Below are 12260 nucleotides of genomic sequence, written 5' to 3'. Positions count from 1 at the left end.
TCTTTCATGAAAAGTCTCTTTCAAGTTGTTCCGAGCACAGCCGATGTCCGGGCACCATAAGAGGCGCGCTACTTATCGGGTCCGTGATGATGGCTGGCGACAGGCCAAAAACATCCAGGGCCAGCCCCTCGCCCACACTCTCTGCGGGGCTGCCTTCGGCGATAATGCGACCGTCCCGCATGGCAACAAGATGGGCCGCATAGCGACAGGCATGTTTCAAGTCGTGCAGGACTGAAACCACAGTGCGGCCCCCGGCATTGAGTTTCGCAAGGATGTCAAGAAGTTCGATCTGATGGGCGATGTCGAGAGATGTGGTCGGCTCGTCGAGCAAAATGATCGGCGTATCCTGTGCCAGAACCATAGCGATCCAGACCCGCTGGCGCTGCCCGCCGGACAGTTCATCCACCTTCCGCGCCGCCAGATCGGCCACCGTGATCCCTTCGGGCGCGGTCGAGCTTTGCGTAAGCAACCCCAGCCGCCGGGCCACCTCCTTGGCCGGACGGTCTGAAATCGCCTTACCGTCTAGTAGCCCCTGCCCCGCTCTTGGCGAGAGCAGCCGAGACAGCGCCCAGTAGAGTGTGGTTTTGCCACAGGCATTCGGCCCGACGATGAAAATGAAACCGCCCCCCGGGATCGCCACGGACAGATCCTGCGACACGTTCCGCGTCTCAGAGCTCAGCGTCCTCCGCGATCCTCCCGGATCATGCGTCAGGTAAAATAGCGCCCCCAGACAGATGTCGTGACCAGCCCGACCGGCAGTTGTACAGGAAAGGCGTGTTGCGCCAGCCCGTCGGCGACGCTCAAAAGGGCCGCTCCCATCAGAGCCGCCGGAAACAGCGCCACGCCGCCACAGGTGATCGAGCGCGAGAGTGCGTGCGGTTCGCTGTATCAGCGCCTCGGCATGATCCGCGCGCCCTCGGTCCGCGACCTTTTTCACCCGGATATAAGTCTCTGGGGTCAGCTCTTCCGCGACCTGCCGATCACGAACGATACGCGGCACACTCCAGATGAGCGACTGGCGCATATTCATGAAAACCTCTGTCAGTTCCCCGCTCATACGTACTTACAATCCGGCACTTGCGCGTGTCAGGCAGCATAGGCAACCTGCTCTTTTGCTTTATGGAATGCAGTGGCTGGAAGGTCGAAACTAGATCGCCCTACGTCTTGCGATGAACAGACCACGTGATTCAGCAAACTCATGGCGTGGTCATCACCGCAATACCCTTGCAGTCCCAAGGTTCATGACGCCGTAAGCCGATCAAAGGTCCGCTGCGCTGCGAACGACTATTCCTTATCAAATTGATCAGAAAGTGCAATGCCACAGGAATAAAGGTATCCGACACGTTCCCGAACAGATCACCTGACTAGGGCTAGGCTTAGCCTTCCGATGCCCAATCTACCTATCGGCCCATTTTTGCGGCCCGCCACGCCATGCAATCAGATAGATAGGATCGGGCATCTGCCGACAGTCTTGCAATCCCCGCATACCGCGCCAGATCAAGAACCGGATCCTCACTCCTGTCCAACTCAACCGCATGCTGATCGTAGAGTTCTGCGAATTCCGTGCGCGAGATATCCCGGATCGAGCGCTCCATGCCTTGCCGGAATATCACACGATCAGCCTTCGTCCCAGAAACCCAAAGGAAATCCACCTCGTTTTCACTATGCAGATCAACCAGACTGAGAGCTCTGGAAACCTGCTCCGAGATGCGCCGCCCTGTCCGCTGCCAGCCATGCATTCCGGAGACACGTTTGCCCAGCAAAGCGACCGGCATGGGGCCCTCACGCTCAACGACATCAGCGATCAGTCGCTCAAGGACGGGAATGTAATCCGCATCGTAGAACCTTTCGGGATCGGGGCTGATCTCGCCAGAACCCGCTCGCTCCATGACAGTTGACGGCGCTGCGTTGGCAAACTGCGGCTCCTGATGAACAGGATCGGGTGATACGACGCTTTCTTCGACGCTCACCTCCGCCCCAGATGTCTCAGGCTCAGGGCTCTCAACCCCCTCTGTGGCCTCAATCTCCTCACCCGCTTCTACTCGCTTAGCTTCGCGCGCGGCCTCCTCTTTGGCCCGCTTGGCGCGATCCGCGTCAAGATGCTCCGTCAGCTCTGCGTGGATGCGCTCGACCACCAGCGCAGGGTTGCGGAACCAGTCGGTCGACCAAACCCGGAAAATCGTCCAGCCGAGGTTCTCGAGAACCGCTTGGCGCACCTTGTCCCGGTCCCTTGCCGTGGCGGAGCCGTGATAGGTCGCGCCGTCGCACTCAATCCCTGCAAGATAGACGCCCGCATGATCCGGATGCACAACCCCCAAATCGATCCTAAAGCCCGAGACACCGATCTGCGGACGCAACTCCCAACCCTTCGCCTCGATGGCCGCTTTGATCGCGGCCTCGAAGACGTTTTCGACCGGCCCGAGCGAGCCGTCATCTTGCGCCGGGAGCGCCACAGGCCCACGTGCTGCAAAATCGAGGAAGCCCTTAAGATGTTTCACCCCAAGGGACTTGGTTCGGGTCAGGTCAATCTGGTCGGCATGGATCGAGGCAAAGACGTGCAACTCGGCGCGCGCGCGTGTCACCGCCACGTTCAGGCGCTTTTCGCCCCCATCACCGTTCAGCGCACCGAAGGCCATCGACAGCTTGCCTGCATGATCGGGGCCGAAGGTTATGGAGAACAGCATCACATCCCGCTCGTCTCCCTGGATATTCTCAAGGTTCTTGACGATGACCGGCTCTTCACGCGCATCCTCGAAGAACCATTCCAGATCAGGTTTTTTGCGCCGCTCCTCGTCCAGCAGATCAAGGATCAGGCCCTGTTGTTCGGCATTGAAGGTGATAACCCCAAGCGTCAACCGCTCATCCTCCGGCCAGCTCAGCCATTCGTTCAGGCGGCGCACCGTCATACGCACGATGGCACGAGCCTCGGCCTCGTTGGTCCGGCCCTGTCCCCGCCCGTAGACGCCATCAACCTGATGCAGTTTTACCGCCTCAGAGGCCGTCGCCGGGGACGGGAAAGTCACCAGTCGCCCGCCGTAATAGTGCCAGTTTGAGAAGGCAATGAGCGCCTCATCCCGACTCCGGTAGTGCCAGTCGAGTTGCTGCGTCGGGATGCCAGCCGCCGCAACCTCATCCAGAATGGACGCCAGATCGCGCTCTGCGTCAGGCAGATCCTCTTCCCCGGCGTCGCTGCGCCCAAAAAAATTCGTCGGCGGCAACTGTCTGGGATCGCCCACGATGATCGCCTGCTTGCCGCGCGCAATGGCTCCGATCGCGTCCCAAGTGGTGATCTGAGAAGCCTCATCGAAAATCACCACATCGAAAGCGGCCTGTCCCGCCGGCAGATATTGCGCCACCGAGAGCGGCGACATCAGCACACAGGGGGCCAGCTTTGTGAAGGTATCGGGCATTTCCGCGATCAGCTCCCGGATCGGCATGCTGGGCCGCTGCAGGTTGAGCTGATGCCGCAGGGTGCCAAGTTCCGACCTGCGCGCGACGGCATCCTGGGCTGGCAAGCCGTGCTGGATGCGCGACAGGACCTGCCCCGCGGCCATGTGCGTTGCTCGGTCATCCAATTCCCGAAAGCGCTTGATCGCATCCTCGTGCGACCAATGCGAAAAACCCCGCAATTCAGGTTGCGCATCCATGGCCTGCGGCAGCCACCATGCTGCATAGGCCGAGACAAAGGCATCCTCGACATTGTCTTCTACCAGTCCGTCTTCCACCGCCAGGACAAGGGCTTCAAGCCCTGCACCAGCGGCCTGAGACCGGACATTGACCCACCGGGTCCAATCCTGCAGGTGCTCCTTGTTGTCCAGAATGCTTTTCAGAGAAGCACAGAGCGCAGACAAAGTCATCCCGTCAGGCGATGCTTCTGCGACACGGGCAAAGGCCGCCATATGCTCTTGCCAACTGTCATGATTGTGCCGAAACAGAGTGATCGCGTTTCGCAGCTCCCCGGCACTGCGCTTGGCAAGACTATGGCTGGCGGCCTCCCAGCGGGCCCGGTCAGAGGCAAAAGGCGCAATCTCGGCAAGCGCCGCCTTCAGTGCGCAGGCAAGATCAATCCAAGCCGCCAGCTGCCCTGCATCGGTCTCGACGCCCTTGACCACCGGACACCCGGTGAGCGGAGTTGCCTCAATTTCTGCTCGGGCGCGCTTGGCCTCCGCCAGCGCGGCGATATCGGATTGGGGATCGGCCTTCCCGCTTTCTGCGTAGGTTTGCAGAAGTTTCCGCACAGAGGACTTGGCAAAGATCGAAAACGGCCACATCTTCGTCTGAGCAAGCCGCCAGCTGGCATCGAGCTGATCCAACGGAATAGAGTCCAGATGCTCCATTGGATACTGCGCAGAGGCCCGCCCGGCGGCGGCATTGTAGCTGGCGAGCTTGTTCGTCAGCGCTTCAGCCTGCGCCCTCATCTCCATAGCATCCCGCGTCAGTGCCCAACTGACGTCATCTCCCGCCTCGGGGACCGATGACAGCTGCAGCAGACGCGCCAACTCATCGGCGTCTCCCGCCCCGGACCATGCCAAACCGACATGGCGCGCGAGCGCCTCGGCGGCTTCTGTCAGCTCTCGGGTTGCCGTGCCAAGCTTCGCGCTTCGATCAAGAAGATCCGCCTGCCAGCCAAACGACCACTCCTCCGCCTGAACAAGTGGCAAGGGCATGCGGCCCGCGACAATCTCCCGGCACCGGCCAAGGGCTTCTGCCAGCTTCATCAGGTGCATGTAGCTTTCCGCATCATGCGCATCCTTATTCGCAAAGCTCAGACTGAACGATTGTTCCTGACCGGCAGCTTTGCCGATCGCCTGAAAGACACTGAAGCCTTGCGTCCCCTTCTTGTGCAGCGCCGTCACATAGGTGTTCAGCTGTTCGCGGGTGACCGTCAGGTCATCCGTCACCTTGATCCACTCGTCCTCCGAGGCGCTGGCAGCGCGCGCCCAGCTTCGCCCCAGTTGGCTCAGCACCGATTTGCGATCCGCCTTGTTGGAGTGCAGTTCCAGCACCGCGTCGCCCAGCCCGTGCGACGCGAGCCGCCGCTGCACCACGTCCAGCGCCGCCGACTTTTCGGCCACGAACAGAACCGTCTTTTGCATGGCGAGGCATTGCGAGATGATATTGGCGATGGTCTGGCTTTTGCCTGTGCCCGGCGGTCCGATCAGAACGAAGTCATGCCCTTCCTGCGCCGCCAACACCGCGGCAAGCTGAGAGGAATCTGCAGGCAGTGGCGTAAAGAGGTCGCGCGGCGCGAGTCTTCTGTCAACATCGGCAGCCACCGGAAGCCCTGCCGCACCATCGGCCAGAAAAGGGTCGGCCGGGCTGTCGACAAGGTGTTTCACCAGCGCGCTCTCACGCAGGCTGTCCGTTCGCTCAACCAAATCCTTCCACATCAAGAACTTAGCAAAAGAGAAGGTCGAGAGCGCCAGTTCCTCCACCACTTCAAATCCGGCGACATCGCGGACCTTGCGGCGCATAATTTCAAAAATGCGTGGCAAGTCGAAACCGCTCTCGTCTCGCGGCAGATCGCCCTCCAGTTCCGGCACTTTCAGATCGAAATCCCGCTTTAGGAATTCGAGGAGCGTTGTGTTGAAACGCACCTCATCCTCGTGATGCTCGATCACAAATTCCGACTGGGCAGACTTGCGGGAAATTTTCACCGGGACCAGCAGCAACGGCGCGCGATAACTGCGAGTATCCCCTTCGGACTTCTTCCAGCGCAGAAAACCAGCAGCCAGAAACAGTGTATTCGTGCCCCCCTCCTGCATGTCGCTTTTGGCGCGGCGGTGCAGTTCAAGCAAACGACGCTCGCTTTCCTTCCGGGTCAGCGGTACGGCGATCTGCCCCTTCGCAAACGCATCCTTCGCGACCTCTTCAAGAATTCTTGGCTCATCCTTCACCAGAAGATCACGCGCGCCGACCGGATCCTCGTCCTTGAGTGCAAGCGCGCGGAACTTCTTGCCATCAGCCAACTGGTCTTCCAATGCCGAGACATTGGGGCACAGGAAAGGCAGCGTCTGCTTGCTGTCCTTAAAGTTCAGCAGCCTGTTGCGCAGCGACAGATCCAGCAGCTTGCGCTGCCAGCGGGAAATCCGGTCCGCAGGCGTCGACGGCACATCCTCTTGCAAGAAATCCCCGGGCAGGAGGCCAAAATCCAGCGGTTGCGGCAAAGCGGCGGGGCTTGCCACACCCTTTTCTTCCGCAATCACGGGGGCCTCTGCGCGATGACTGGCCAGAGGGCGAATCCGGGCTGCACGCGCTCGCCGAATATCGACCGCCATGACAAAGCTGTGCTCATTGCGCTCCGAGGTCAGATCGCGCGCCGTATCGACCGCCTGTTCGAACCCGACGCTGGGCTTTTTCGTCAGTAAGGTGGTCTCCATGACCACAAATTCACGCGCGTCAATCGCCTTACGGACCGTCATCACATCCGGTTCACTGATGGTCCCGAAATCTCTTTCGGTTAGCCACACACCGGTCCACGCATGTCCCTCGGAGAACAGCACCACAGGATTAAGACCCGCCGCCTCCAAACAAGCCGCCATAAGCAACGCACTGTCCAGACAGGTTGCCAGCCCCTCTGACTTAATCCTGCCTGGGTCGCGGATTTTCTGACCGCGCATCTCGAAACTCGCCGGCGGCACGGCGTAGGTCAGCCCCATCCCCGTGACTGCCGACCAGATCGCCCCGGCAAGCATCCATGACCGAGCGGGATCGCGGGACTGGTAGCCATCCATACTGCCACTTTGCCCCGCGGCTTCCAGCAACCGGCTGGCCTCCTTCAGGAGACTCGCGACGACTGCGTCGTTGGGCGACACAAAGGCCGCAAGCAAATGCGCCATACCACCGACACCGCCCCATTCGTCACGGGCGAGCATCTCGATCGGACGACGCTCATGCAGCAGTTCTCGGTCCCCCTGCCGGACGACGAACTGCATGTCCCCCCATTCAGCTTCGTTGAGCCCGCCAAGGATCACGGTATCCAGCGGCGTCTCAAGGTCGTGCAGGTCTTGTGACTGCCCCGGGGCCAGCCGATCCACAGCCCAGCTTTTGGCCCGGATCAAACCGGGATGGCAGGTCAGCTCGACAGTGATGTTCTCGAAAAGATCATCAGAGAAATTCAGCAGCCGTACGTTTCTTACAATCGAAACACCGTTTTGCGCAGACGCGAAATTCACTTTCTCCGCGAGAGAAAGTTCCAGCATCAGACCACGTTGCGCCTCTTCCTCAATCTTATCAAATGACATTCTTAGATAGCCTATCTCAAAATTCTCTCCCAGAGAGGCATAAGTGCGAAAGTCTGTCAATTCAGCTGAAGGGGACGCATGAAAACGACACGAAAAGAAGGCCCTCCGACATCGCTCGAATCTCACTCCGAAAACGTTTCAAGAATTCCTGCAACGCCTCATATTTCAGAGTTCATATTTCCTTGTTGTTCCAAGCAAAAAAACTTGGTTCAGTCAGCTATGGGGAAAGGGACTAAATTTGATTAAAATTTTGCATACCGCCGATATTCATCTGGACTCGCCACTCCGTTCCCTTGCCATCAGAAACTCTGAGCTGCGCAAGGTCGTGACGACCGCAACCCGCGCCTCTTTCAGGCAGCTCATAGACATCGCGATAGCCGAAGACGTTGCGGCCCTCCTCATTTCCGGCGATCTCTTTGACGGAAAAGAGCGCAGCGCCAGTACAGGCGCCTTCCTGATGGCCGAACTCGATCGTCTCGGAGAGGCGGGGATCCGGGTGTTCTACATCAAAGGCAACCATGACGCGGAAAACCCGATCACAGGGACACTGGATCTGCCCTCCCATGTGCATGTCTTCGACGCTCGCGGGGGCAAAGAGAAACTGGTTGATGATGTCTGGGTCCACGGTGTCAGCTTTACCGACCGCCACGCCCCCGACAGCCTTCTGCCACGTTTCAAATCGCCGGTCCCCGGTGCGGTGAACATCGCCATGCTGCACAGTTCACTTGCAGGGGCCGCGGGCCATGACGTCTATGCGCCCTGCAGTCTGGCGGATTTGTCAGGCATGGGATTTGAGTATTGGGCGCTCGGACATATTCATAAACGGCAGGTTCATTCAGACGCACCTTGGGTGGTCATGCCCGGCATTCCACAGGGGCGCGACATCGGCGAGGCAGGTCCCAAATCCGCAACACTGCTGACCATCGACCAAGGCCGCATCGATGTGACCGAAGTGCCCACTTCGGTGGTTGAATTTGCCGAGAGCAAGCTGGACGTGACGGAGACAGACAGCGACGAAGACCTGCGCAGCCTTTTAAAGTCCCAACTGAGCACGATGCGCAAAGACATCTCAGCGCCCGTCGGCGTGGTCCGACTGACTCTGACCGGCCACCCGGCGCGTCATTGGCAAATCCTGCGGGATCGAGATGTCTGGATCGAGCAGGCGGATGACCTGGCTCAAGCCGTCGGAGACATCTGGATCGACAAGCTCCTGTTCGACCTTTCACCCCCCGAGGCAAACGAAGACACAAACAGCGCCGCAGATGAGTTGGCAAAGACAATGTCCATGATCCGGACAGAACCGGGGTTTTCCGCCCTCGCCCGCGATGAGGTCGAGACCCTGCTTCAGGATCTGCCCGCGTCTCTGCGCAACAAGCTGATGCCCGATGAGGCCAGCCGGGACGCTCTGATCGACCGGCTGACCCGAGCGGGCGCGGATCTTGTCCTCGCCCAAATGAAGGGAGGCGGAAACTGATGCGGATCAAGCGCCTCTCTCTGGACCGTTTCGGCCACTTCACCGACCGGAAATTCGACTTTGGATCTGCCGCAGGTGGCCATGATTTCCATATCATCTACGGCCCCAACGAAGCCGGGAAAACCACCACGATGGAAGCCGTCTTACGATTGTTCTACGGCTTCCCTCTGCGCGAGGGCTATGCCTTCAAACATGCGCGCAATAATCTGCAAGTCTCGGCCACGCTCGATATCGACGGTGCTCTGCGCGATTTCACACGCCTGCCGACGCGCAGCGGATCATTGGTCGACGTAACCGGCACAGCCCTGCCGGAGACCGCCCTTTCGGGCCATCTCGCCGGGCTCTCCGAAGAGGATTACCGCCGCCTGCTTTGTCTTGATGATGAAACGATCGAACGCGGCGGCGAAGAAATCGCGAATGCCGAAGGCGATATCGGACGCCTGCTTTTTTCTGCCGCAGCGGGGGTGGCCGACCTCAGCGCCGTTCTGGATGGCGTCCGCGCGCGGGCCGACGCACTCTGGAAAAAACGCGGCCGCACCACCCGCGTGGCCGAACTGAAACGCGCCCTTGCCGAAGTTGAAAAGGAGATCAAAGAGCGGGATGTGACCGCCAGCACATGGAAGGCCCTCAAGCGGGAATTGGGCAAGGCGCGGGAGGCCGAACTCAATGCCCGCGCGACGCGGGACGGGCTGAACGCCGCCAAGGCAAACACCGAGGCGCAGCGGCGCGCCCTGCCTTTGCTCGCCGAGATCCTTGACCTGCAACAGGCAGTCGCCCCCTTCGCGACTTATCCCGATCATCTTGATTTCAACCCCGAGCGCCTGATTGAGCTGCGCAGCGACCGTGGAGTCGCCACACAGAACATCGCGCGCCTGACCGGTGAGATCTCAAGTCTCACGGAGGAACGCGCAGAGCTCGCGCTGGACACGAAACGTCTTGAACTTTCAACAGCGCTCGAAGCGCTGGAAGACCTCTCTGCCCGAGATCGCACCGCACAGCTCGATCTCGGCAGACGTCAGGACGAACAGCAGGCCGCCGAGAACGCGATGCAACAGGCAGCACGAGATCTCGGGATCGTATCTCCCGACGCCGATCTGCAGAGGCTTGTGCTGTCTGGCTCCGATATCGCGACACTGGAGAGCGCAAGAGAGACCTTGCGCGAGGCCATTTCACGCGAACATGCCGAAGCGCGCGAAGTCCACGATCTGCAAGAGCGCCTGACGCGCGCGACCGAGGCGCTACAAGAGAACACCTCCGCGCCCGAGAACGGCCAACCGGTCGGAGACATCCTTGTGCGTTTCGATGCGGACAGTCTGGCGCCAGCCCATGCCGCCGCGCTGCAAACCATCGAAACCGCAAAGGTCAAGCTCCGGCGTTCTCTGGCAGCCCTCACTTTTGCAGAGATCACCTTTGCACAGTTGCCAACCTGCCCAACCTCTCGCCAACAGGCGACAGACTGGTCGGAACGCCACCAAGAGCTGCTTCAAGACCTGCGCATCACGACGGACAAGCGTGACGAATACCTCGCCGATGCAGAGGCGCGCGCGGCGCAGGCCAGCGCATTGGCACAGGACGCACAGCTTGTCTCAGACACCGAAGCAGAGGAACGGCGCAAGCTGCGCGACGCGCGGTGGTCAACGCATCTTGCCGCGCTGACCCTCACCTCCGCCAACGATTTTTACGCGGCGATGCAACAGCATGACATTGCTGCCGACACCCGACTGGCTCAGTCCCGCGAACTGGCTCAGCTGCGCGAGATCGGACAGGCCGACGCCGAGGCCCGCGCCCGTGCCACCCAAGCAGATAAGCGCCGGATCGCGCTTCGGGAAGAATGCTCTGCCATCGAAACCTCGGTCCATGCGGCCGCGTCCGGGGTCGGGTTGCCGAACCGTATCACACCTGCCGAATGGCTGGACTGGGTGCTGTGTCACGGCACAGCCCGCGACGATGCACAGGCGCTGCGAGACACGGAAGAGGCCAATCGTCCGATCCTCCAACGCGCCGCAGCCCTGATGACTGAGCTTTCAGCCGCCCTGCCCTTTGCTCCTGCGGATCTGGGCAGCGCCCTGAACACGGCACGGCGTCTGGCCGAGGATCAGCGCAAACAAGTTGACGCCAGAACAAAGGCCGAGGATGCCTTGCGACAGGCGCAGCGCGACCTGACCCGGCGCGAAGACACACTCACGGAGATAAGGCAGATCAGAGAAGCGGCAGAGACGGCCTGGGCCACGCTGATCCAAGACCTGATCGGAGATGCGTTGCCCCCCGAACGGCTGGCGGCATCTCTGGAACCGCTGCGCGCCTTGCGAGAACACGAAACCACACGTACCGCAGCCGCACGCCGCGTCTCGACCATGCGTGCAGACCAGACGTTGTTCAGCCAAGAGGTCGACGCCTTGGCTCTCGCCCACGATCTGGCCCCTCTCACGACAGCAACGGACACATTTGCCGCGCTCAAGTCCCATGCCGAACAGGCCCGCATGGCCCGAAAGACGGCCCTAAAACTCGATGACGCGATAGCGACCGCCAAAACGGAGAAAGACCGCCATCAGAACAGGCTGGACTTCATCGATCAGGAGGTCGAGGCGATCGCGGCGTTCTTCCCCGACCCCGTCCCCCCGCGAGACATCGACGCGCTGCGGGATATCGCGACCCGCGCCCAAAAGGTGATCGAAACCCGTGCCACGCTGGAGAAACTCACACGTCAGCTTCTGTCCGAGCTCAATACGCCCGACATTGAAGCCGCTCAGGCCCGGCTTGCAGAGGTCTCGGCCCCCGAGTTGGAGGCCGCTCTCGACAATAACGGCTCCGACCTTGCCCATGCCGAAGATGCCTTGACACGGGCCATCCAGAACCGGGTCACGGCCGAACATGCCCTTGCCGACGTGAAGGGAGATGATGCGATTGCCCTGCTCGCCGAACAGAAAGCAACGCTAGAACTGGAGCTTGAGGACGCGGCACTCGAGCAGCTCGAACTGTCTCTGGGTCATCACCTCGCCTCAGACGCCATCCGGCGCTATCGCGACAGCCACCGCAGCGATATGCTAACGGCGACGGAGCAATGCTTTGCCAGCCTCACACAAGGGGCCTATCCGTCCCTGAGCACCCAGATCGACAAGGAGACCGAGGTGCTGCTCGCCGTCGACGGGAATGGTGTCAGCAAGCGTGCGGCTGAGATGTCGAAGGGCACGCGGTTCCAACTTTACCTCGCGCTGCGCGCTGCGGCCCACGAACAGCTTGTCGCCCAGGGCACGACACTGCCGTTTTTCTGCGACGACATTTTCGAGACCTTCGATGAGGCGCGCACCAGTGCCGCCTGCCGCGTCATGGAAACCATCGGCGCACGCGGGCAGGCCATTTACCTGACCCATCATCGTCATGTGGTGGAAATCGCCAAATCCGTTTGCGCCACGCCACCCATCATTCATGAGCTTTAAAGTGCTCAATTCACCAGCTGAGAATTGACCTTTCTGCGAGAGCACAATCTTGAGCACTCAATGAATCGACGGGGCGGTTGCCATGACAACGCAGGCGGCGAAAGC

The 12260-nt window shown here is 60.5% G+C and carries 4 protein-coding genes; 2 read left to right on the top strand and 2 right to left on the bottom strand.

The genetic code is table 11. The annotated features are described in order from the left end of the window. Positions 1–4 precede the first annotated feature (4 nt). Positions 5–1030: an ATP-binding cassette domain-containing protein gene (locus LC094_RS01585; protein ID WP_319003268.1), complete on the bottom strand. Its 1026-nt coding sequence runs from the start codon at positions 1028–1030 to the stop codon at positions 5–7. Between the two features lie 370 nt (positions 1031–1400). Next, positions 1401–7304 (bottom strand): DUF3320 domain-containing protein, encoded by a 5904-nt coding sequence (locus LC094_RS01580; RefSeq protein WP_226549550.1) that lies wholly within the window; start codon positions 7302–7304, stop codon positions 1401–1403. 178 nt (positions 7305–7482) lie between these two features. Here LC094_RS01580 and LC094_RS01575 point away from each other — a divergent pair, with 178 nt between their 5' ends. Together LC094_RS01575 and LC094_RS01570 are read left to right on the top strand one after the other, a co-directional pair. Next, positions 7483–8718 carry a metallophosphoesterase family protein gene (locus LC094_RS01575; protein ID WP_226549548.1) on the top strand — a complete coding sequence of 412 codons (1236 nt, stop codon included), beginning with the start codon at positions 7483–7485 and terminating at the stop codon, positions 8716–8718. Beyond that, entirely contained in the window at positions 8718–12155 is a 3438-nt protein-coding gene (locus LC094_RS01570) for a YhaN family protein (protein ID WP_226549546.1), read from the top strand. Before LC094_RS01575 ends, LC094_RS01570 begins: the two co-directional genes overlap by 1 nt. The last annotated feature ends 105 nt before the right edge of the window (positions 12156–12260 follow it).

Source organism: Celeribacter naphthalenivorans (genome assembly GCF_020524585.1).
GTDB lineage: Bacteria > Pseudomonadota > Alphaproteobacteria > Rhodobacterales > Rhodobacteraceae > Celeribacter > Celeribacter naphthalenivorans.
This window is presented reverse-complemented; position numbering and strand designations above follow the sequence as displayed.

What these genes read in the sequence shown, in the direction of transcription:
- LC094_RS01585 (WP_319003268.1), bottom strand. Translation starts at nt 1,030, where the DNA reads ATGAATATGCGCCAGTCGCTCATCTGGAGTGTGCCGCGTATCGTTCGT.
- LC094_RS01570 (WP_226549546.1), top strand. Translation starts at nt 8,718, where the DNA reads ATGCGGATCAAGCGCCTCTCTCTGGACCGTTTCGGCCACTTCACCGAC.